Origin of the sequence: Acinetobacter sp. YH12108, from assembly GCF_013419055.1 — a bacterium.
In the GTDB taxonomy this organism is placed as follows: Bacteria; Pseudomonadota; Gammaproteobacteria; order Pseudomonadales; family Moraxellaceae; genus Acinetobacter.
Window position 1 is genome coordinate 23,741 of the sequence record NZ_VPAW01000020.1, and the last position, 21,896, is coordinate 45,636.

Below are 21,896 nucleotides of genomic sequence, written 5' to 3' on the forward strand. Positions count from 1 at the left end.
TTTTAAGCCGCTTTTAATTTGTCTAATTTTCAACTGCATAGCAAAATAATCAGACTTTATCCTGCCTGCTGCTGATCAAGCAACGCTGCCAGCACTTTTTTCACCGGTCCGAAACTACGACGGTGCTCATCAATCACCCCGTGTAAGGCAATCGCTTCAAAATGTGCTTTGGTCGGATAACCCTTATGCTTGGCAAAGCCAAATTGTGGATACTTCTGATCCATCTCTACCATCTGGCGATCCCGGGTCACTTTTGCCAGAATACTGGCTGCCGAGATTTCAGGATGCAGAGCATCCCCACCTACAACCGCATCACAGCTCATCGCAAGACCCTGAGGAATCTTGTTGCCATCGACCAGTACATGTTCCGGCTGAATGCTTAATGCTTCCACAGCGCGGCGCATTGCCAGCAAAGAGGCCTGCAAAATATTATGCTCGTCGATTTCTGCCGCAGAGGCTTCAGCGATGGCCCAAGCCAGTGCTTTTTCCTGAATCTCAATAAAAAGTTTTTCGCGCTTCTTCTCGCTTAGCTTCTTGGAATCATTTAAGCCCTCAATCGGGTTATTCGGATCCAATATCACAGCCGCAGCGACCACCGATCCTACTAATGGCCCACGCCCTGCTTCATCTACACCAGCAATATTCATTTTATTTCCCATAAAAAATAGGCTGAACCAGTCAGCCTATTCAAATTTGATTTTGACTTAGTTTACCGCTTCAGCCACGCAAGCGTTAATAGTATTTGCAACGACATTGCCTACAATAGTTGCACGTGCTGCTGGGTCAATTGCTGCAGTCGCCAAATCTACCGCAGTCACGTTTTGTGGTGCCTTTTCACTCACGCAACCACAAATTTCAGACTGGATATTCTGTTTTTGTGTTTCTGTCATTAAACGTGTTGCAGTTTGCCAAGCCGGAATATTATTTAGTTCAGTAACACATTTTGCATTGATGGCAATTTTAATGGCTGCAGAACCGAGTTGCTGACCTGTACTTGCTTGAGTTGGGGTGCCTGTACCTTGGGGTGCTACGCAGGCAGAAAGAACAAGTGCTAATGGAGCAACAACAGCCAATAATTTTTTCACGGATTTTATCCTTTTTTCAACTTTTAAAATATGCAGCTATTGTGCCGAAGTTTATCGCAATAAGAAATCTAAAAATGCGCCATGATGTCTAATCTGCGCACAGCCAGATTCACAGCCATCACAGAAAGAAGACTCACTATTAATTTAAGGGTAAGGCCTGAATAAGCCAGCACCCAAAAATCCTTAATTGATAAACTCGCCCATACAGCCTTTTAAGCTATTGGCAATTGCTTTACGGGTCAGCTCTTTTTTAGTTTCTTCATCAACGGTTGCTTTTAACAGGGTTTTAGCCGGAACACCTTCCAAGGCATGCTCACCTACACAGCCACATACTTTTTGCTGTAAATGCTGTTTATTGGCTTCAGCCATGAAATAAGTACCCATTTTCCAGACTTTGGAATCTTTCAGCTCTTGGCCACACTGATATTCAATCACAGGTTTCAGGGCTTTCTGAGTCATTGAGGTATCTGCACAAGCAGGATTGATTAAGCTAACAGCCAGAACAGGCCACAGGAATTTTAATTTCATCTTTGGTTCACAGATCAGATTAAATAAAAAGGCAGAGCGAACTCCACCCTCTTTGGGCTAACAAATTTACTGGAATGATATTTTAAACGAGTGCCTGAATCAGGCTGATCCATTTCTGTTTTTCAGCATCAGAAATAAATGAAGCTTCAAAAGAATTGATCGCCAGCTGTTTTAGCTCATCATTGCTTAGGTCCAAAGCTTCAGCAATGGCAATGAAATTGTCATTCATATAACCACCGAAATACGATGGATCATCTGAATTCACCGTGACATGCACGCCCTGCTGCAACAGGCGACGGATATTATGCTGCTGCATATCATCTACCACACACAGTTTCAGGTTTGAAAGTGGACATACTGTAAGCGGCATCTTCTCTGCAATCAAACGCTGCATCAATTCTGGATCTTCCTCAGAACGTACCCCATGATCAATACGGTTTACTTTTAATAAATCCAAAGCTTCCCAGACATATTCTGCCGGACCTTCTTCACCCGCATGTGCAACCACCAGAAAACCGGCTTCACGCGCTTTGGCAAAGACACGTTCAAACTTAGATGGTGGATGCCCGACTTCACTTGAATCCAGCCCTACTCCAATGATTTGATCTTTATAAGGCAGTGCTTGCTCTAATGTCTCAAATGCCGCTTCTTCACTAAGATGACGCAGGAAACACATGATCAGATGTGAAGTAATGCCTAATTTAGCTTTCGCATCATCGCAGGCTTTCTGCAAGCCATTAATCACGGTTTCAAAGGCAATGCCACGATCAGTATGCGTTTGCGGATCAAAGAACATTTCAGTATGCACGACATTGTCATCTGCGCATTTTTCAAAATACGCCCAGGCCAGATCATAAAAGTCCTGTTCATGAATCAGAACATTGGCGCCCGCGTAGTAGATATCTAGGAAAGATTGCAGATTATGGAAATTATAAGCCTGCTTTACTTCCTCAACCGATTTATAAGGAATGCTAATTTCATTACGCTGTGCAATTGCAAACATTAACTCAGGTTCAAAGGTACCTTCGATATGCACATGCAGCTCAGCCTTTGGCAAGGCCTGAATCAATTCAAGACGGTTCATCGCTACTCCTGATTAAACCTGAGAAAAATAAAAAAGGGTGCAAACTGAGTTTACACCCTTTTGATATTCGACAAAAATTAGCCGCCAAACATCCAGAACTTCAATGCCCACAGTACTGCGATGATCCATACCATGTATGGAACAGTTTTCGCTTTACCTGTCAACAGTTTAATCAGCGCATAGCTGATAAAACCCATTGCGATACCATCTGCAATTGAATACGTAAATGGCATGAATACAATGGTCAGGAATGCCGGAACCGCTTCAGTAATATCATCCCATTCAATATGGACAATACCCTGAATCATCAATACACCGACAAATAGCAATGCTGGTGCAGTTGCAAAGCCTGGTACAGATTGAGCCAATGGAGCCAGGAACAGGCAGGCAATGAACAGCAAGCCAACCACAACTGCAGTCAGACCGGTACGACCACCTGCTGCAACACCCGCTGATGACTCAATATAAGGTGTAGTTGAAGAAGTACCCAAAGCAGCACCTGCAACAATCGCAGAAGAATCGGCAAATAATGCTTTTTTCAGACGCGGCAATTTACCATCTTTTAACAAACCTGCACGATGTGAAACACCTACTAGCGTACCAGTAGAGTCAAACAGATCGACCAAGAAGAATACGAAGATCACACCGATCAGGCTGGCTGTAAACAGACCTTGAAAGTCCATTTGCAGGAAGGTTGGTGCCAGTGAAGGAATTTGACCCACTACACCTTGGAACTGGTTATAACCTAAAGCAGTAGAAATCGCAGTGATTACCAAAATACTGATAATGATCGCACCACGTACTTTGAAGTGATGCATTACCACCACTAACAGGAAGCCAAGTAGCGCAAGCATAACAGTTGGCTGTTTCAAATCACCCAGACCCACCAAGGTCGCTTGATTATCCACAATGATGCCAGCATTTTTCAGTGCAACCAGGGCCAGGAACAGGCCAATACCACCGCCAATCGCCAGTTTGAGTGACATTGGAATGGCATTGACAATCGCCTCACGTATTTTGAACATACTGATGGCAATGAAGACCAGACCAGATACAAATACTGCACCTAATGCAGTTTGCCAAGGCACACCCATTCCCAGACAGACTGAGTAGGTAAAGAAGGCATTCAGGCCCATACCCGGTGCAAGTGCGATTGGATAATTGGCAATTAGCCCCATCACCAGACAGCCAATTGCGGCTGCAAGACAGGTGGCTACAAAGACAGCCCCATGATCCATCCCGGTTTCGGATAAAATCATCGGATTAACAATAATGATGTAACACATTGTCAGGAACGTGGTTACACCTGCCAGAACTTCTGTACGGAAACTGGTTTTGTTTTCACTCAGTTTGAACAGACGTTCCAGCATATTTTCTGAAGATGGATTAGGAGTCGTCATGACCTAGCCCCTATTGAGTAAACTTTATGCTTTAAGCATGCCGCCGAATCCAGGAAATTTTATAGAAAACTTCATGAATTTTAAGGATCTGTTAGCAACGAATATGCCAGCTTCGCCATTTAGCGGGTCAAAATGTTTCAATAGCGAACAGTAAGAAAACTGCGCTAGAAAAACTCAAAAAACAATCTAAACAAAAAAGCTGCATAACCCCTATGCAGCTTTTTCATCATTAGAATCAAATACTTAATTTAAGTAAATTTGATCTAACTTTATCTTTTGCAAATTATAACACATTGATTTCTGATTGCTTCTTAGAATTTATATTTTATTAAAAATTAATATAATCTAGTTCTACTATTATTAAATTTTCTTTTATTTATTATAATTTTATTTTTATCTTTTTACCTGTTTCCCTAATCAAAGAGCTTAGTACAAATCTATTAAGGTCGGGGCCGATTTGCATTCAGCAATTTAGTTGAATGTTGTACTTCTTTCAGAATCTGATGAAGCTCTTCATGTTTTCTTGTTTCGGCCTGTTGGTGAACACAATAACCGAGTAAACCCACCATCAGCACAAAAATAGGAATTGTATAAATTTTCATTTTTGTAGTTGAGTTATGTAACAGCATTGAAATTATGCTAACAAAATAACAATAAAATTGTGACATAGTTTACAAATAACCCGATAAAATGCAGTTTTTTCAAATATTTAGGGTCTTTTCATTCTTCGTTTTTTTATACTTCTTATTCAATTAATCATAATTTTCTGAGCCATATTTTTTTATTTTTTAGTCATTTTTTGAATATTAAAAGAAATTAATTGATTGATTCTATTTTTTATTTTTTTAGAAATTTGTCTTTACTATATAAATTTATCGAGTGAAAAATATCTTTTAAAGCTCCCTATAGCTTTCATTATTTTATTTAGCTTTTCTTCTAAAAAATTTATCCATTTCCTGTTAAAAATTCTTCTAAATAAATGATATTTTGGAAGTTCCTTCCTTTTTTTTAATTTTTATTCAATTCAATATTGCTAAACTTAAATTCACCCAAGACTTTTAAGAAAATTTCTTCATTCAGCCTTGGGTAAATCTTTTACCTTAAGCAGCTAGCTGCTCATCACGTCTAAATACCAACTCACCTTTTAATGAACTTTCAGCATCAAAATAATACCCATCGGTATTAAAGGCTTTTAAGTCTTCAGTTCGTTTGATCTTGTTTTCAATGATAAAGCGCGCCATTAATCCACGAGCTTTCTTGGCATAGAAGCTGATGACTTTATATTTGCCATTTTTCTGATCTAAAAATACCGGCTTGATGATTTCAGCCTGAATTTTGCTTTCTTTCACTGCCTTGTAATATTCATCAGAGGCAATATTGACCAGAATTTCAGACTCTGCTGCTGCCAGATCATGATTGATCAGGTCAGTAATGGTTTGTCCCCAGAACTCATAGAGATGAGCACCACGTGGGTTAGTCAATTTGGTTCCCATCTCCAGACGGTAAGGCATCATCAGATCCAGCGGACGCAATAAGCCATATAGGCCGGATAACATACGCAGATGGTTCTGTGCGTAATGAATCTGATCCTGCTTTAACTGGTAAGCATCCAGACCGGTATAAACGTCCCCTTTAAAGGCAAAGATTGCCTGACGAGCATTGGAAAAATCAAAATCTGGCTGCCAGTCTCTAAAGCGTTCCGCATTCAGATTGGCAATTTTTTCACTGACGCTCATTAAGCTGGCAATTTCAGTTGCGGATAACTGGCGGGCAACTTCTATCAATTCCTGGGAATGTTCCAGCAATCTTGCCTGAGTAAATTGATCGGTAGGTAAAGGTGTTTCGTAATCTAAAGTCTTGGCTGGTGAAATTAAAGCAAGCATAGCAACCTGGTTAAAAAATGATTAATCAAACTATATCAGTAGACTTATTTTAATTCCAATTCATGTTTTTATTTATCATAATCGTTAAAATAGAAAATTCTCCTGCAATTTATCGGTTTTCTATGTCCGAACCAATCTTCCTCCAAGGCCCTGCTGGCCAACTTGAGGTTTTTGTGGATTATCCTCAGGGTGAAGTGAAAGGATTCGCGATTGTTTGTCATCCCCATCCATTACAAGGTGGCACACCACAACATAAGGTTCCGGTGTTACTGGCACAAATGTTTTTAGAGCGTGGTTGTGTTGTCTATCGTCCAAGTTTCCGTGGTTCTGGTCAAAGTGCCGGTCTGCATGATGAAGGCTTTGGTGAAACGGATGATATACTTGAAGTCATTAAATATGCGCGTCGCCAACATATTGGCCTGCCTTTCTTTGCAGGCGGTTTCAGTTTTGGCGCACATGTCATGGCCAAGTGTTACGCTGCCCTGCCCGTTGAACTGCAACCTTCAAAAGTGATTTTGTGTGGCCTACCGACTGCGACCGTAGCTGGCCTACGTCACTATGTTACTCCACAGATCAAAGGTGATATTTTATTTATCCATGGTGAAGCGGATGATGTCACGCTTTTATCCGACATGATTGAATGGGCCAAGCCTCAACGTCATCTGGTCACGATCTTGCCTGGCGCAAATCATTTCTTTACCGGTTATTTAAAACAGCTTCGGATTGCGATGAGCCGTTTCCTCGCATTAAGCTGATCAAAAAAAACCTCATCGAATGATGAGGTTTTTTTATTCAGAAATAAAATCTTTAGCATGAATTTCATAAATTACAGCCCGATATTTAGGTTTATCTAGGTGGTTGGTAATTTTTCCACCTACACGTTCTGCAATTTTTCGGCTAGCCCAGTTTTCTTCGGCTACCGGATAGCTCAAAGCTTTGATCCCTAATGTATTGAAAGCATAGGCCACAATGCAACGTACTGCCTCATGTCCATAATGATGACCATGCGCCTTTTCACGAATCCAGATACCCACTTCAGGTATTTCATCATGCAGTCGATGTAAACCACATAGTCCGATAAATTCATGTCTTTCAATATGACGGATCACAAAGATATATTCTTTATGATCAGCCATATTGTTTAGCCAGTTTTGCCAGACTGTTGCAAATACCTGTTCAGATTCCGGTGCATCCCATGCCATAAAACGGGTCAGACTCGGGGTAATCGAGGCATAGGCTTCCGCAGCATCAGATGGCTTAAAATAATCTAAAACAAGACGTTCACTTTGTAGTATGGGCAAAACCCTTTGCATTTGTTGAACTAGTTCTTCCACTCAAACTCACTAAAACTTTCTTGTTCTTTCAATGATGCTTCAACGGCTTGTGCCAACTGATTTAATAAACTTTGTTCTGTAATCCGGTCCAGCCAGTCCTGTTCTTCATCCGGATAAGAAGCAATTTCACAAATCAGGTGCCCTTCCTGGTCTCGTGTCTCACAGCTCACTGATAATGGCAACTCATGTTCATCGACACTTACGGCCACTTGTGCACCACTTTGCGCCAAAGTCTTAAAGCCATATTTACCGAGCTCTTCCGTCAGCAGATGTGCCACATATTCCTGAGTCTGCTGACTGCCCTGTAATTGTTGCTGGCTCTGAGGATTGGCCATAAATTTTAATTTTCGCATTGCTACATCCAAATGGCTTTTTTGTTGTATGGTTTTAGCATAAGCCAATATAAACAAAACAGCCAAGCAAAAGCTTGGCTGTTTCATGTAAATTTTAGAATTATTCTGTCACTTCAATCGCCAGACCAGCTTGAGAAGTCAGTTCAGTGAAGGTTGGGAAACTGGTTGCGACAGTTTCAGTCCCAACAATCTTAATTTCACCTGAGTTACGCAGACCTGCGATTGAGAAGCTCATGGCAATACGATGATCATGATGCGATTCAATTTCACCACCGGTAAAGATTGGTGACCAGTCACCTGCCTTGCCCTTACCTTCAATGATAATGCCATCATCAGTTGGCGTACAATCAATGCCCATGGTTTTCAGACCATCTGCCATCACCTGAATACGATCCGATTCTTTGACACGCAGCTCAGCAGCACCAGTTAGAATCGTTTGGCCTTCAGCACAAGCTGCCGCGATAAACAATGCCGGGAATTCATCAATTGCTAGTGGCACTTGGTCTTCCGGCATATGAATGCCTTTTAAGGTACGTGTACCGCGAATACGAATATCTGCAATCGGTTCACCGCCCGCAATACGTTCATTTTCAACAGCGATGTCGGCTCCCATCTGTTTTAGGATTTCGACGACACCAGTACGAGTTGGGTTAATCCCCACAGCTTCCAAAGTCACATCTGAATTTTCAGTAATCGCTGCACCGACCATAAAGAAAGCAGCAGATGAAATATCCGATGGTACTTGGATATTGGTTCCGACCAGCTTACCACCACCTTGCAGGGAAATACGGTTAGCTTCAGTTTTTACGTCATAACCAAACGCACGCAACATACGTTCAGTATGGTCACGGGTTGGTTCAGGTTCAGTCACTGAAGTTTCACCTTCTGCCCAAAGACCCGCCAGTAGAATACCTGATTTCACCTGAGCCGATGCCATTGGCAAGTCGTATTGAATACCTTTTAGGTTTTGATTACCGGTAATCGATACTGGTGGTGTACCACGTTCACCCGTAGTTTGAATCTGTGCACCCATCAAACGTAATGGTTTAGCAATACGCTCCATTGGACGTTTAGATAGTGAAGCATCGCCAGTCATTACAGAATCAAATTTCTGTGCTGACAGTATGCCAGACAGCAGACGCATCGAAGTACCCGAGTTGCCCATGTAAAGCGCAGATTTTGGTGCTTTCAGACCATGCATACCCACGCCATGAATGGTCACTTCGCCATTCTTAGGACCTTCAATACTTACGCCCATGTCACGGAAGGCTTGCAGCGTCGCAAGCGCATCTTCACCCTCAAGGAAACCCGTTACATGCGTTGTGCCTTCAGCGATGGCACCAAACATGATGGAACGGTGTGACACAGATTTGTCACCTGGCACGGTAAATTTACCCTGGAACGTCTTGGCACCTGGTTGAATGGTAAATTGTTGTGTCACTTTATTTTTCTCCATGAGAGGTTTCTTGGCGAGCATATGATTGAAGTGCTGACGCGCAGCCTGCGCATGCCCCAATAAGCCCATTAAGGCTTGTGAATCTTCATCTTCAATCAGCTTGCGGATAATCGCGAGTTGAGCTTCAAAGCCGTCCACGGCATTGAGAATCGCCTTTTTATTGGCAAAAAAGATGTCATGCCACATTTGTGGATCACTGGCGGCAATACGCGAGAAGTCGCGAAAGCCACCGGCAGCATAACGAAAAATATCCAGATTGTCTTCGCGCTTGGCCAGTTGTTCGACCAAGTTGAAGGCCATCAGGTGCGGAAGATGACTAGTATGTGCCAGCACTTCATCGTGCTTTTCCACATCCATACAAATCACTTCCGCCTTTGCCGCCTGCCACAGTTGAATCAGTTTCTCGACCGCCCATTGTCCGCTGCTTGGCAACGGTGTCAAAATCACCTTGTGATTAGCGAACAGATCCACCTTACCCGCATGTACACCAGTATGTTCTGCACCCGCAATTGGATGCCCCGGCACAAAACCGGCTGGTAGATTTTCACCAAATACGGCTTTGGCTGCTTCTACCACATTACCTTTGGTACTACCCACATCGGTGATAATGGCGCCCTCAGCCAGATATGGCTTGACGGTTTCCAATACCTTTTGCGTTGCACGAACAGGTAAAGCCAGCACCACCAGGTCTGCACCTTGAACAGCTTCTACAGGATCTGCATAGCCGTCTGAAATCAGACCAAGTGCCTTGGCATCTTCCAAGGTTTTTTGTGAGCGGGTCGATGCCACGATGTCATTGGCTAAATGCTCGGCCTGAATGACACGCGCCAGGCTTGAACCAATCAGTCCAAGTCCGATAAAGGCAACTTTTTCAAACAGTGGCTGCGACATAACTTACGCTTTCGCCTCTAAGCCAAGTACTTTACCTAATGCAGCAAGGAATTTGGCATTTTCAGCTTCAGTACCAATCGATACACGCAGGTGGTTTGGAATACCCACTGGACGTACGATCACGCCTTCTTTCAACAACTTGTTAAATGTTTCAGCTGGATCAGCCTGTACATCGACCAAGATGAAATTCGCGCGTGAAGGTACATAGTTCAGGCCCAAAGCTTTGAAGCCAGCTTCAAGCTGTGCCATACCTGCTTTATTTACTTCACGAGATTTCTCGATGAATGCTTCGTCTTTCAGTGCAGCCACCGCAGCAACCATCGCCAAGTGGTTCACGTTAAATGGCTGACGGATACGGTTCAGGTAATCAGTCACTTCAACAGAAGCCAGGGCAAAACCAACACGCAGTGCAGCCAAACCATAGCACTTAGACAGCGTACGGCTGACAATCAGGTTTGGATACTGTTTCAGGAATTTTAGGCTATTGAAGTTCTCTGGGAAATATTCCACATAGGCTTCATCTAGCACCACGATCACGTTCGCAGGCACTTTCTGCATGAATGCTTCAAATTCAGCTTCTTCAAACCAGGTCCCTGTCGGGTTATTCGGGTTTGCAATAAAGATCAGCTTGGTGTTGTCTTTTACCGCAGCCGCCATCGCTTCAAGGTCATGTGAGAAACCTTTAGCAGGTACTTCGATCGCTTCAGCGTTAATCGCTTGAGTCACCAGTGCATATACCGCAAACGCATGCTGGCTATAAATCACTGAATCTTTTTCAGAAACAAATGCACGGGCGAATATTTCCAGTAAGTCGTTTGAACCATTACCTAAAGTAATCTGGTTATGATCAAAACCGAATTGTGTCTTGATCTGATCTTTCAGGATAAAGCCACCGCCATCCGGATAACGGCCAATTTCCGCCAGTTCCGCAGCCACTGCTTCTTTGACTTTATCTGAACAGCCCAGCGGGTTTTCATTTGAAGCCAGTTTTACGATATCAGTGATGCCCAACTCACGCTCAAGTTCACTGATCGGTTTACCTGGTTGATATGGCTTTAATTTAGAGATGCCTTCATTGGCTGGGACAAACGACATTTTATACTTCCGATTTACAGATGAAACAGTGGTTAGCACCCTCGCACTAACCACGAAAGGCTGCTTTTATAAAACAGCTGCAGGATATGAACCAAGCACGCGGACTTCTTTCACAAACGGACGAATTTCTTCGATCGCAGCTTTAACATTTTCCTGCTCAATATGACCTTCAAGATCGATAAAGAATACATAAGCCCATTTTTCAGGAAGTGCAGGTCGAGTTTCAATACTGGTTAGACTAATGTTGTGTTTGGCAAATGGAGCTAAAATTTCCAGCAATGCACCGGCACGGTCATGCGCAGACACCAATAATGAAGTTTTATCATTACCGCTTTGTGGCACTTTCTCGCGACCAATCACCAGGAAGCGTGTTGTGTTCTCTGGATTGTCCTCAATATTGCTGTGCATAATCTCAAGATTATAAATATTCGCAGCAATTTCAGAAGCGATCGCAGCAGAATGCCATTCATTCTGAATACGGCGCGCAGCTTCAGCATTTGAACTGAGTGCCACACGTTCTACACCTGGATAATGGGCATCCAGCCATTTACGGCATTGAGCCAGAGTCTGCTGGTGTGCATAGATCTGTTTAATACTGTCCTTACGGGTATTTTCAGAGATCAGGAACTGGTGATGAATGGGTAATTCTACTTCGCCAATCACATTCAGATGCGAAGTCTTGAAACAGTCTAAAGTGTGGTTCACTACCCCTTCAGAGGAGTTTTCAACAGGCACCAGACCATAATGTGCACTGCCCGCTTCTACTTCACGGAATACTTCATCAATGGTGGGTAATGGACGAACCACAGCATCATGACCAAAATGTTTCAATACTGCTGAGTGTGTGTAGGTACCGACAGGTCCCAAGAACGCAATACTTTGCGGTGCTTCAAGCGCCAAACAAGCCGACATGATCTCGCGGAACAGACGTGCCATCGTCGTATCTGACAATGGTCCTTCATTGCGCTCCATAACATTGCGCAAAACCTGTGCTTCACGTTCCGGACGGTAAAACAGCGGATTTTCTTCAGATGCGAATTTCGCTTTTGCTACAGCCTCAGCCAAACGTGCACGACGGTTAATCAATTGCTGGATTTGTTGATCAACTGAATCGATATCTTCACGAATTTTAGCCAAATCTAAAGAAGCCGTTGTGTTTTGATCGTCGTTGATCATCGTGATGTCGCCCTTCATAAACCTTATCTGTGCAGTATAACAATTAGTGCGCTGCAAATGTTACACAATATAACTTTAGTAGATTAATTCTTAAAAACAGGGATTTGATTTTAACCGTTCATCGCTTTAGTCATATCTGGTAACATTTCTTTCAGCATTTTCGCATCTTTTACATTATCAAATTGTAAACTTTGCCCGCCCATCTTAACTGATTTTTATCAAGATGAAATATCACTATTTCTTAATCTACATAACGATTTTAAGCATAAGAAAATAAAAATAAAGCCATCTCGATTCCTCTAGTTTAACTACTTAAAATCTGAGTGACAGTTCACAATAAAATGCACATAGAAAACTGTTTTTTTGGTCATTTTACTTTGATTTAATTGAATTTTTTACACTAAATCACTATTTGGTTACAAAGCAGAGACGTTTTTTAAACCTTAAATCGCTAGTCTAATTTAAAACTATATTGGGGGTGCCTATAATGCCAAAAAGAATAGCGGTACTTGTAACGAATAATTTTGAAGATCTTGAATATACTGAACCTGTTGCAGCCTTACTTGCTGCAGAGCACAGTGTCTGTAATATTGAACTGCATGCCGGAAAAGTCGTACATGGACTACATGGCCAGTCGAGTGTAATCATTGATCGGGGAATTGATCATATCAGTATTGAGGATTTTGATGCCCTGCTCATTCCAGGCGGTGAATCACCAGTGTCCCTCGCCAACGATACGCGAGTCTTACATTTCATTCAGGCTTTTAATGAGGCCAAAAAGACCATTTTTAGTCTTTGTGATGCCTCCTTACTCCTGAGTGAAGCCGATGTTTTAAAGAACCGCATCATTACCAGTATCCGTGCGCATGCACCTAGGGTACAACATGCGGGTGCGACGTATTATGATGTTGAACTGGTCAATGACAATAATCAGCTGATTTCATCTCGAGTGCCAAATGATTTGCCAATTTTTATTCATGAATGTCTGGATGTACTAAAATCTTAAAATAATAAAATATCTAGATTTCAAGAATATTCTTTCTATAAAAAAAGAGTCCATTTCGGACTCTTTTTTTATCTGTTGATTTTTAACGTCCAAGCAGACCACGTGCAACAATTTCTTTCATGATTTCATTGGTACCGCCATAGATCCGTTGAATGCGGGCATCAACAAAGAAACGCGAAATCGGATATTCAGTCATATAGCCATAACCACCAAAGAGCTGAAGCAGATTGTCAGCAACTTTCATCTGCATATCAGTAGAGAAACTCTTTAGCGCTGCTGCAGTTTCAACATCCAGCTTGCCTTGCATATACAACTCAACATTCTGGTTATAGAAAGCTGCTGTTGCCAGCTCGTCAATCTTGGCCTGTGCCAGTACAAAACGGGTATTCTGGAACTGGCCAATCGCCTGACCAAAGGCCTGACGCTCTTTGACATATTGAGTCGTTACATCAATCGAGCCACGAATCGCCCCCAGTGCGGTTGCCGCAATAGCGGTACGTTCACGTGGGAGTTCCTGCATCAGATAGACGAAGCCCTGACCTGGCTGACCCAGCAACTGATCTTTCGGTACTTTGACATTATCAAAGAACAGCTCTGAAGTATCCTGTGAATGCAGACCAATCTTGTCCAGATTCTTGCCTTTTTTAAAGCCTTCCAGATGCGTATCCACCAGCATCAAAGACACACCTTTGGCGCGTGCTTGTGGATCGGTTTTCACGGCTAATACGACTAGGTCAGCATGCTGACCATTGGAAATAAAAGTTTTAGAACCATTTAACAGATAATGATCATCCTGCAAGATGGCATTGGTTCGCATGGCTTGCAAATCAGAACCTGCACCCGGCTCAGTCATGCCAATCGCACCGACCACTTCACCAGACACCATTTTCGGTAGCCAGTATTTTTTCTGCTCTTCTGTACCGATATGCAAGATATACGGCGCTGCGATATCCGAGTGACAAGACAGGCCAGTTGAGATGGCGCTATAGCCTGCTCGAGCTGACTCTTCGATTAACATCAGGGAATAGTGGGTCGGAACACCGTAGCCACCATATTCTTCCGGGACATCGACACACAAAAAGCCATTTTCGCCCATGGCATTCCAGACTGAACGCGGCATCATGCCTTCACGCTCCCACTCTTCATAGTAAGGCGCTACATGTTCATTCATAAAGCGTTTGAAATTGTCGCGGAAAAGTTCCAGGTCAGCATCGTAAGCCAGCATTCTTTTATCCTTATCGTGTTTATCGTTTTATTTCCTGTGCACAGGCTAACTATTTTTAGAAAGGCTGTCATGTACCTGACTTATTTTTTTGCTAACTTCACAGTCAGATAAAAATAAAAAAGGAAGCCGAAGCTTCCTTTTTTATGACCTATAAGACAAACTCAAACTTAATGAGCATTGTTGCCTTCTTGCGCCATTTTTTCATCAATTTCAGCCGGATTTGCTAATGCATAGTTCAGCTTGTCCATATCTAACTGACCGACCCATTTTGCTACAACCAGAGTTGCCAAAGAGTTACCGACCAGATTGGTCAAGGCACGGGCTTCAGACATGAAGCGATCAATACCGAGAATCAAGGCCAGACCTGCAACCGGAATATTACCTACAGCCGCTAAGGTTGCTGCCATCACGATAAAGCCTGAACCAGTTACACCCGCTGCACCTTTAGAAGAAATGAGCAATACGAGAAGCAAGGTAATCTGGTGAGACAAATCAAGTTGCGTATTGGTCGCCTGTGCAATGAAGATTGCCGCCATTGTCAGGTAAATCGAAGTACCATCCAGGTTAAACGAATAACCTGTTGGAATGACCAGACCCACCACTGACTTTTCAGCACCTGCCAGCTCCAGTTTTTTCAGCATACGTGGCAATACAGATTCAGACGATGAAGTACCGAGTACAATCAACAGCTCTTCACGAATCAGGCGAATCATCTTTACAATGCTAAAGCCGGTAAAGCGTGCAATTGAACCCAGCACAATAAAGATAAACAGCAAACAGGTGATATAGAAACAGATGATCAACTGGGCCAATTGCGCCAGAGAACCGATCCCATATTTACCGATCGTGAAAGCCATCGCACCGAACGCACCAATAGGTGCAAGTTTCATGATCATGTTCACGATGTTAAAGAACACATGTGAAATCTGATCTACCAGTTTAAGAACTGGCTTACCTTGTGCACCCAGTTTGTGTAATGCAAAACCGAACAGGATCGCAAATAAAAGGACTTGCAGGATTTCACCTTCAGCAAATGCACCAACCACCGTATTTGGAATGATATTCATAAAGAAATCAACGGTAGACTGAGAAGCACCCGACTCTACATATTTAGAAATCCCGGCCGTGTCCAGCGATGCCGGATCAACATTCATCCCAACGCCTGGCTTGGCAATATTAATCACCAGAAGACCAATGATCAGCGCCATTGTTGATACGATTTCGAAGTAAAGTAGAGCGACACCACCAGTTTTACCGACTGATTTCATGCTCTCCATACCTGCGATACCGCTAACCACGGTACAGAAAATCACAGGTGCGATGATCATTTTAATTAAACGGATAAATGCATCACCCAGCGGCTTCAGTTGTTCGCCCAGACCTGGAACATATTGTTCTGCACCATTAATGATTTGTGTACCACTTGGCGAGAAATGTCCGACGAGGATACCCGCAATAATGGCTACAATCACTTGAAAATAAAGCGACTTATAAATTGGTTTTTTAGCCATAACCTTACTTCACGATATACTTCTAACCAGAAGCAATATTCAGTTTTCACTTATTTTTAAAAAACAAGCGTCCAATACTTCATTGTCTGAAACAAAAAAGTGCCTATGTATCAAAAAATTAATCTGATACTGAAATTAGAATGTGTATGTACATTTAACAATCACAGGAACACCGATCTTTAAGAAAAGTCAGTGCATTGATCAGGAGATAAAGCAAACACAAGAATTGCGTGAAATTTTAACCGCTTTTTAGACTTTTGTTTAACCCGAAATGTTAAATTTGCCTAAATACTAAACAATACCTCTTAGACTATAGTCTTATAAAACTCTAATAATTCTGCAAAATAAGAAGGTGAAATACCAATATCAGCGTAAAATATGCCAATACTTGATGAACATGATTGATCTATGCCCATGACCACAAAGCGAAATATTTATAAAGATGCCGAACATCCTTTTGCCCAGTTTATTCGTATTATTGGCAAGGGAAAAAATGGTGCACGTTCTTTAAGCTATGAAGAAGCCTATCAGGCTTTTAGCATGATCCTGAAAAATGAAGTACTGGACGTACAACTGGGCGCTTTTCTGATGCTATTACGCGTCAAAGAAGAATCCGTTGATGAACTCGCAGGCTTTGTGCAAGCGACCCGGGACCAACTGAATTTTAAGGCGCTTGATGTTGATCTGGACTGGTCATCTTATGCAGGTAAACGCAAACATTATCCTTGGTTCATTCTGGCTGCGCTTACCCTTGCTAAGCATGGCTATAATATCGTGATGCATGGTGCTTCAGGTCATACCTTGAATCGGGTCTATACCGAACAGGTACTTAACTACTTAGGCTATCCGATCTGCCAAAATGATGTTGAGGTGGAACAGCAGCTTAAAGACAAACATTTTGCTTACCTGCCATTGGAGGTGATCTCTCCAATTCTGGCTGAGTTGATCGGGCTACGTAATGTCATGGGCTTACGCTCTCCGATTCATACGCTGGCACGCCTGATTAATCCATTTAATGCCAAAGCGACTTTACAAGCTATTTTCCACCCTGCTTATCGTAGTTCACATCAGCAGTCCGCTTATAAGTTAGGCTATCAAAATAGTGCAGTCATTAAAGGTGAAGGTGGTGAGTTCGAACGTAACCCGGATGCCAAAACTTTAATCTGTGGAATTAAGAATGGCGAACTTTATGAGCACGAATTACCAAAACTGACTGACAACCGTAGTCCGATTGAAGAAGAGCTGGATCTAGCTGTGTTTAAGCAAGTATGGGAAGGTCAACGCTCACATGAATATGGGGAAATCGCAGTGGTTGAAACTATGGGCATTGCACTGTATACCATGGGCGAATATGACAGCTATGAAGCGGCGATGCAAAAAGCCAGAGAACTCTGGAATAGCCGTCTTTCAGTTTGATCAAACCAAAAAACAGACATTAAAAAAGACCACATCTGTGGTCTTTTTTTCGGTTTCGATTAAACGAAACGGATCGGTTTAAATTCCGGCTCATTTTTGTGATGATCATCATCACATTGTTCGCCTTCTTCTTTAGTGCCACGATCGATATAACCGCTACGTTCGGTTTCTGGCAGGTTTTTCATTTCCCAGGCATAGACAGCCTGCATACAGGTCTGACGCTGCTCCTGAGTCAGTGCTACACCATTTGGCCACTTGCCAATTTCAATGGCTGTTCTTAAGCGTTCTACAATCTCAGGATTGAGTACGGCAAGCATTTGTTCAATATTCATATTTAATCCTGCTTAAGATAGTCGAAGTCCTGATTCCAGCCCAGTTTGGTTCGACATGCATTATAGAAGTCATAACCTGGCGGATGCAGAAGATTCAGTTTAAAGGGATGCTTACGAATATGGACGCTATCGCCAACATTCAAAGACACACTGTGTTGTCCATCCGCACTCACCATCGGCAGTACGCGATTTTCACGAATCATCAGTTTAATTTCACTATGCCCTCCGACCACAATCGGACGTGAAGACAAGGTATGCGGATGCATCGGCACCAGCACAATTGCATCCATACTTGGATGCACAATCGGCCCACCACCGGAAAGCGCATAGGCTGTTGAACCGGTCGGTGTAGATACAATCAGACCATCACTATGCTGGCGATAGACATATTGTCCATCAATATTCAGCTCGAAATCGATCATATGCACCGATTTACCGGAGTGCAAGACCACATCATTCAGGGCAATCGCATCATAGATGATTTCACCTTTGGAGCGAACTTCCATTTCCAGCAAGAAACGGCGTTCTGCCTGAAAATCACCTTTTAATACCTGATCCAGTTTAAAGATGACTTCAGTTGGCTTGATATCTGTCAGGAAGCCCAAACGACCACGGTTCACCCCGATCACTGGCGTATTGTATTTTACCAATGCCCGCGCTGCATGTAACAGTGAACCATCCCCACCTACCACAATGACTAGATCAACCACTTCGCCCAACAAGGCGCGGCTAACTGTTTGGGTATTCTGATAAGGAACCAGTTCAGCTGTATCTGCATCAAAAACAGGATGTAGACCTAAATTGAGCAGATGATCGTGGATCAGGCATAAGGTTTCAACCACTGAAGATTTATCCGGGCGTCCAATCAACCCGATATTTCGAAATGTCTTGTGGGAAATTTGCACCAGTGTCGTCGCTCCGCTTCGAATCCTGCTTATCATAACATTAAGCTTGAATAGGATGACAATTTATAACATGACAAAGCTGTGCAGGATTGAATTGAAATAGATTGAAATTAAGGAGAAAATGTGAAGTTTAATTTTAATTTTAATCTCAATAATTGATTAAATATTGCAAAATAATGAAAAGCTTCGCATGATTAGCACAATTTCACAGGGTCTTATCGTCATTTATGAAATCTGAACGAGGTATGGGGTTCATTGCCTTAATCTTCTCCATTCTAGTCATTTCTGCATTTGTAGCATTTAGTATCTATTTGATTAAATTAGATAATATTGTGCGTGAAAAATTTGAAGGTCAACGCTGGGATATTCCGGCCAAGGTTTTCGCACGCCCGATGGAAGTGTATGTAAATGCCCCGGTCAGCCAGCAGGATTTCCAACAAGAATTAAAATTACTGGGTTATAAAGGTTCAGACAGCTATACCAAATCGGGCAGCTTTGTCAGCACTGGCAATACCATGTATGTGCATACCCGTGGCTTTGATTTTGGCGATCGCGTTGAACCTGAACAGGTATTGAAAGTCAGCTTTGATGGCGATCAGATTGCTGAAGTAAGTGCGACCAAACCCTCTTCTAGCGGGATTGCCCGTCTGGAACCTTTATTGATTGGTGGTATTTATCCACAGCATAATGAAGACCGTGTGCTGATTAAGCTCAATAAAGTGCCTAAACCGTTAATTGATGCGTTAATTGCCACTGAAGACCGTAATTTCTACAATCACCATGGTGTATCTCCACGCGGGATTGCACGTGCAGTGGTAAGTAATATTACTGGTGGTAAACGTCAAGGTGGTTCAACCCTCACCCAGCAGCTGGTCAAGAATTTCTACTTAACACCAGAACGCACCTTAAAACGTAAGGTGAATGAAGCCTTTATGGCAATGCTGATTGAATTGCATTATGGCAAAGATGAGATTCTGGAAGCCTATTTAAATGAAGTGAATCTGGGCCAAAATGGCAACTATTCCATAAATGGTTATGGTCTGGCTTCACAATTTTATTTTGGCTTGCCGTTACGTGAACTGAATATTTCTCAACAGGCCTTTTTAGTCGGTCTGGTACAAGGTCCAAGCCTGTATAACCCATGGCGTAATCCTGAACTTGCGAAAAAACGTCGTGATGTGGTTCTAAATAATATGCTGGTAATGGGTAATCTGACCCAAGATCAGTATGAAACAGAAACTGCCCGTCCGCTGAACGTGATTTCCAAGCCAACTTTAGGCCCTGCTCGCTTCCCGGATTTTCTGGATATCGTTCGCCGTCAGTTGCGTACCGAATATCAGGAAACTGATTTAACCAACCAGGGTCTGCGTATTTTCACAACCTTAGATCCATTGGCACAAACCCGAATTCAGGACAGCTTTAAGGAAAGTGTAGCCCGTTTAAGTAAAGGCAATCCAGGTCGTCTAAAAGATTTGCAAGGTGCTGTTCTGGTCGCACACCCTGAAAATGGCGAACTGGTTGCAGCGGTAGGTTCTACCCAGGACTTTACCGGTTTTAACCGTGCTTTAGATGCCAAGCGTCAGGTGGGTTCATTACTCAAACCGGTGATTTATCTGACAGCGCTAGAATCGAATCGTTATCACTGGGCCAGTCCAATTGAAGACAGTCAGATCACCATTCAAAGTGATGGCAAACCCTGGACACCGAAAAACTATAGTGGTAGCGCACATGGTGTAGTACCGATGTCTCTTGCCCTGTCACAATCCTATAACCTGTCTGCGGTACGTTTGGCACAGGAATTTGGCCTGTCGACCTTTATTAACCATCTGCAAAAATTCGGTGTGACTTCTGACATTCCTTCTTATCCATCTATTTATTTAGGTGCAGTAGACATGTCACCGATGGAAGTGATGAATATTTACGGTAACTTCGCAACAGGTGGCTTTAAATATCCGGTGAAATCGATTCGTTCAGTAGTTGATGCTAATGGCCGCTCGCTTGAACGTTACAGCTTAAGTGTTCAGCCGACGATTGATCCAGCATCAGCCTATGCTCTGAATTATGGTTTACAACAGGTCATGTCGAGTGGTACTGGTCGTTCTGCCTATAACAGTTTGCCACGCAACCTGAATCTGGCGGGTAAATCGGGTACGACAAACGATACCCGTGATTCATGGTTTGCAGGTTATTCTGGCAACTATATGACAGTGGTCTGGTTAGGTCTGGATGACAACAAAGTCACTGGATTAACCGGTTCTTCAGGTGCACTTCCGGTCTGGACCAATGTCATGAAACAGCTGCGTCAGAAGCCGGTGAATCTGGCTCAGCCTAATGAAATTGAATGGCACTGGCTGGACCGTTATACAGGTAAACTGACTGCCCAAGGCTGTGATGGTGCCATGTATATTCCGATTTCACGTCATGCCTTGCCTAATCAGGCAACTGCTTGTGGCATCTCGCATTACGCCACTGAACCTTATACGATTGATTCAGAACCTTCACCAGAAGATGAGGAAGATGATGATCTCAGTCGTTATATACAAGAAAGTGAAACAGAAATAGAACGCGAAGTTGCTAAACAAACCCGTATTATCGCGAGTGGAAGTTATAGCCAATAATTGAGTCTATGTTTATGTTAAGAAAATTGATTCCTGGTCTGCTCATCCTCGGTCTGGTGGGCTGCCAAAGCATGTCGGAGCCAGAACAGCCTGCGGCTCCTACTAAACCTCCGGTTCAGCAGAAACCAAAATCCTCTACACCTGATGGTGTAGTGATTACGCCCTATGATCGACCGGAGATTAAACGTCAGAAGATTGTGATCCCTGAGCAAAAGCCTCAGGCACAAAAGTTTGATGATGGACGTAACTTACCTGCATTTAAAAAATTGATGCAGCAAACTCAGCAGGCCTATAGCAAGCAGCAATATAATCAAGCTGAAACTTCTGCAGTACAAGCTCAGCGTTTGGCGCCCCAAGCTTCAGAAACTTATCTGTATCTTGGCTTGATCGCAAACCGTAAAAACCAGCCGGCCCGTGCAGATGCTTTCGCCTTACGTGGTTTGAGCTATGCGCAGACCAATGCAATGAAAAAGCAGCTCTGGCAGGTGCGCCTGAAAGCAGCTCAACTGCAAAAAAACACCAAAGCCATTCAGCAAGCTCAGCAGGCCTTAAAGAAATTTTAAGGCCCTGGCGTGAGCCCGGTTATTTATAATAAGTT

The 21,896-nt window shown here is 42.9% G+C and carries 21 protein-coding genes; 5 read left to right on the top strand and 16 right to left on the bottom strand.

Going from position 1 to position 21,896, the window contains the following annotated elements; genetic code table 11:
• Positions 1–56 precede the first annotated feature (56 nt).
• From rnhB to yaaA, 7 genes are all read right to left on the bottom strand, one after another.
• Positions 57–647 (bottom strand): ribonuclease HII, encoded by a 591-nt coding sequence (gene rnhB, locus FTU46_RS12515; protein WP_004784204.1) that lies wholly within the window; start codon positions 645–647, stop codon positions 57–59.
• Positions 648–704: 57 nt separating this feature from the next.
• A complete protein-coding gene (locus tag FTU46_RS12520) occupies positions 705–1,085 on the bottom strand; it encodes a hypothetical protein (protein ID WP_159123230.1) in 381 nt (126 codons plus the stop codon).
• A gap of 183 nt (positions 1,086–1,268) precedes the next feature.
• Positions 1,269–1,613, bottom strand: coding sequence for a hypothetical protein (locus tag FTU46_RS12525; protein WP_180011669.1), 345 nt, complete (start codon positions 1,611–1,613; stop codon positions 1,269–1,271).
• Positions 1,614–1,695: 82 nt separating this feature from the next.
• Entirely contained in the window at positions 1,696–2,697 is a 1,002-nt protein-coding gene (locus FTU46_RS12530) for an adenosine deaminase (RefSeq protein ID WP_180011671.1), read from the bottom strand.
• A 77-nt stretch (positions 2,698–2,774) separates the two neighbouring features.
• Positions 2,775–4,097, bottom strand: a complete 1,323-nt coding sequence (locus FTU46_RS12535; RefSeq protein ID WP_004815389.1) for an NCS2 family permease — start codon at positions 4,095–4,097, stop codon at positions 2,775–2,777.
• A gap of 440 nt (positions 4,098–4,537) precedes the next feature.
• The gene (locus FTU46_RS12540; protein WP_004784216.1) at positions 4,538–4,726 is read right to left on the bottom strand and encodes a hypothetical protein; all 189 of its coding nucleotides are present in this window, start codon (positions 4,724–4,726) and stop codon (positions 4,538–4,540) included.
• Positions 4,727–5,197: 471 nt separating this feature from the next.
• On the bottom strand, positions 5,198–5,980 hold the full coding sequence (yaaA, locus tag FTU46_RS12545) for a peroxide stress protein YaaA (protein ID WP_180011673.1): 783 nt from the start codon (positions 5,978–5,980) through the stop codon (positions 5,198–5,200).
• 122 nt (positions 5,981–6,102) lie between these two features.
• Between yaaA and FTU46_RS12550 the strand changes: the two genes are divergently transcribed.
• Positions 6,103–6,735: an alpha/beta hydrolase gene (locus FTU46_RS12550; protein ID WP_159123226.1), complete on the top strand. Its 633-nt coding sequence runs from the start codon at positions 6,103–6,105 to the stop codon at positions 6,733–6,735.
• Positions 6,736–6,768: 33 nt separating this feature from the next.
• On the opposite strand, the gene FTU46_RS12555 is transcribed toward FTU46_RS12550, so the two are convergent.
• The 5 genes from FTU46_RS12555 to pheA all read right to left on the bottom strand — a co-directional run bounded on the left by FTU46_RS12555 (position 6,769) and on the right by pheA (position 12,285).
• Positions 6,769–7,314, bottom strand: a complete 546-nt coding sequence (locus tag FTU46_RS12555) for a GNAT family N-acetyltransferase (RefSeq protein WP_180004051.1) — start codon at positions 7,312–7,314, stop codon at positions 6,769–6,771.
• Complete coding sequence (locus tag FTU46_RS12560; protein ID WP_166136040.1) at positions 7,302–7,667, bottom strand: hypothetical protein; 366 nt, start codon at positions 7,665–7,667, stop codon at positions 7,302–7,304. The genes FTU46_RS12555 and FTU46_RS12560 overlap by 13 nt, the downstream gene beginning before the upstream one ends.
• Before the next feature lie 100 nt (positions 7,668–7,767).
• Entirely contained in the window at positions 7,768–10,014 is a 2,247-nt protein-coding gene (locus tag FTU46_RS12565; protein ID WP_180105112.1) for a bifunctional prephenate dehydrogenase/3-phosphoshikimate 1-carboxyvinyltransferase, read from the bottom strand.
• A gap of 3 nt (positions 10,015–10,017) precedes the next feature.
• Positions 10,018–11,109 (bottom strand): histidinol-phosphate transaminase, encoded by a 1,092-nt coding sequence (gene hisC / locus FTU46_RS12570; protein WP_179993203.1) that lies wholly within the window; start codon positions 11,107–11,109, stop codon positions 10,018–10,020.
• Positions 11,110–11,175: 66 nt separating this feature from the next.
• On the bottom strand, positions 11,176–12,285 hold the full coding sequence (gene pheA / locus FTU46_RS12575; protein ID WP_125279073.1) for a prephenate dehydratase: 1,110 nt from the start codon (positions 12,283–12,285) through the stop codon (positions 11,176–11,178).
• 487 nt (positions 12,286–12,772) lie between these two features.
• Here pheA and FTU46_RS12580 point away from each other — a divergent pair, with 487 nt between their 5' ends.
• Positions 12,773–13,291: a DJ-1/PfpI family protein gene (locus FTU46_RS12580; RefSeq protein ID WP_180018496.1), complete on the top strand. Its 519-nt coding sequence runs from the start codon at positions 12,773–12,775 to the stop codon at positions 13,289–13,291.
• Between the two features lie 82 nt (positions 13,292–13,373).
• On the opposite strand, the gene FTU46_RS12585 is transcribed toward FTU46_RS12580, so the two are convergent.
• Both FTU46_RS12585 and FTU46_RS12590 read right to left on the bottom strand, forming a co-directional pair.
• Positions 13,374–14,516, bottom strand: a complete 1,143-nt coding sequence (locus tag FTU46_RS12585) for an acyl-CoA dehydrogenase family protein (RefSeq protein ID WP_005236468.1) — start codon at positions 14,514–14,516, stop codon at positions 13,374–13,376.
• Between the two features lie 167 nt (positions 14,517–14,683).
• Entirely contained in the window at positions 14,684–16,027 is a 1,344-nt protein-coding gene (locus tag FTU46_RS12590) for a dicarboxylate/amino acid:cation symporter (RefSeq protein ID WP_005236469.1), read from the bottom strand.
• A gap of 414 nt (positions 16,028–16,441) precedes the next feature.
• Here FTU46_RS12590 and FTU46_RS12595 point away from each other — a divergent pair, with 414 nt between their 5' ends.
• Entirely contained in the window at positions 16,442–17,443 is a 1,002-nt protein-coding gene (locus tag FTU46_RS12595; RefSeq protein WP_166136025.1) for a glycosyl transferase family protein, read from the top strand.
• Positions 17,444–17,502: 59 nt separating this feature from the next.
• Here FTU46_RS12595 and FTU46_RS12600 read toward each other — a convergent pair whose 3' ends face one another.
• Complete coding sequence (locus tag FTU46_RS12600; RefSeq protein ID WP_004784238.1) at positions 17,503–17,775, bottom strand: YeaC family protein; 273 nt, start codon at positions 17,773–17,775, stop codon at positions 17,503–17,505.
• Positions 17,776–17,777: 2 nt separating this feature from the next.
• Positions 17,778–18,716 carry an NAD(+) kinase gene (locus FTU46_RS12605; RefSeq protein ID WP_125279078.1) on the bottom strand — a complete coding sequence of 313 codons (939 nt, stop codon included), beginning with the start codon at positions 18,714–18,716 and terminating at the stop codon, positions 17,778–17,780.
• Between the two features lie 191 nt (positions 18,717–18,907).
• Here FTU46_RS12605 and mrcB point away from each other — a divergent pair, with 191 nt between their 5' ends.
• Positions 18,908–21,298: a penicillin-binding protein 1B gene (gene mrcB, locus FTU46_RS12610; protein ID WP_180105113.1), complete on the top strand. Its 2,391-nt coding sequence runs from the start codon at positions 18,908–18,910 to the stop codon at positions 21,296–21,298.
• 14 nt (positions 21,299–21,312) lie between these two features.
• Positions 21,313–21,861, top strand: coding sequence for a tetratricopeptide repeat protein (locus FTU46_RS12615; RefSeq protein WP_125279080.1), 549 nt, complete (start codon positions 21,313–21,315; stop codon positions 21,859–21,861).
• Positions 21,862–21,896 lie beyond the last annotated feature (35 nt).

Coding starts and splice junctions, on each gene's coding strand:
- FTU46_RS12530 (WP_180011671.1), bottom strand. CDS start 2,697: ATGAACCGTCTTGAATTGATTCAGGCCTTGCCAAAGGCTGAGCTGCAT.
- FTU46_RS12525 (WP_180011669.1), bottom strand. CDS start 1,613: ATGAAATTAAAATTCCTGTGGCCTGTTCTGGCTGTTAGCTTAATCAAT.
- FTU46_RS12595 (WP_166136025.1), top strand. CDS start 16,442: ATGACCACAAAGCGAAATATTTATAAAGATGCCGAACATCCTTTTGCC.
- hisC (WP_179993203.1), bottom strand. CDS start 11,109: ATGTCGTTTGTCCCAGCCAATGAAGGCATCTCTAAATTAAAGCCATAT.
- FTU46_RS12585 (WP_005236468.1), bottom strand. CDS start 14,516: ATGCTGGCTTACGATGCTGACCTGGAACTTTTCCGCGACAATTTCAAA.
- pheA (WP_125279073.1), bottom strand. CDS start 12,285: ATGATCAACGACGATCAAAACACAACGGCTTCTTTAGATTTGGCTAAA.
- FTU46_RS12590 (WP_005236469.1), bottom strand. CDS start 16,027: ATGGCTAAAAAACCAATTTATAAGTCGCTTTATTTTCAAGTGATTGTA.
- FTU46_RS12550 (WP_159123226.1), top strand. CDS start 6,103: ATGTCCGAACCAATCTTCCTCCAAGGCCCTGCTGGCCAACTTGAGGTT.
- FTU46_RS12600 (WP_004784238.1), bottom strand. CDS start 17,775: ATGAATATTGAACAAATGCTTGCCGTACTCAATCCTGAGATTGTAGAA.
- FTU46_RS12540 (WP_004784216.1), bottom strand. CDS start 4,726: ATGCTGTTACATAACTCAACTACAAAAATGAAAATTTATACAATTCCT.
- FTU46_RS12565 (WP_180105112.1), bottom strand. CDS start 10,014: ATGTCGCAGCCACTGTTTGAAAAAGTTGCCTTTATCGGACTTGGACTG.
- mrcB (WP_180105113.1), top strand. CDS start 18,908: ATGAAATCTGAACGAGGTATGGGGTTCATTGCCTTAATCTTCTCCATT.
- yaaA (WP_180011673.1), bottom strand. CDS start 5,980: ATGCTTGCTTTAATTTCACCAGCCAAGACTTTAGATTACGAAACACCT.
- FTU46_RS12560 (WP_166136040.1), bottom strand. CDS start 7,667: ATGCGAAAATTAAAATTTATGGCCAATCCTCAGAGCCAGCAACAATTA.
- FTU46_RS12615 (WP_125279080.1), top strand. CDS start 21,313: ATGTTAAGAAAATTGATTCCTGGTCTGCTCATCCTCGGTCTGGTGGGC.
- FTU46_RS12535 (WP_004815389.1), bottom strand. CDS start 4,097: ATGACGACTCCTAATCCATCTTCAGAAAATATGCTGGAACGTCTGTTC.
- FTU46_RS12580 (WP_180018496.1), top strand. CDS start 12,773: ATGCCAAAAAGAATAGCGGTACTTGTAACGAATAATTTTGAAGATCTT.
- rnhB (WP_004784204.1), bottom strand. CDS start 647: ATGAATATTGCTGGTGTAGATGAAGCAGGGCGTGGGCCATTAGTAGGA.
- FTU46_RS12605 (WP_125279078.1), bottom strand. CDS start 18,716: ATGATAAGCAGGATTCGAAGCGGAGCGACGACACTGGTGCAAATTTCC.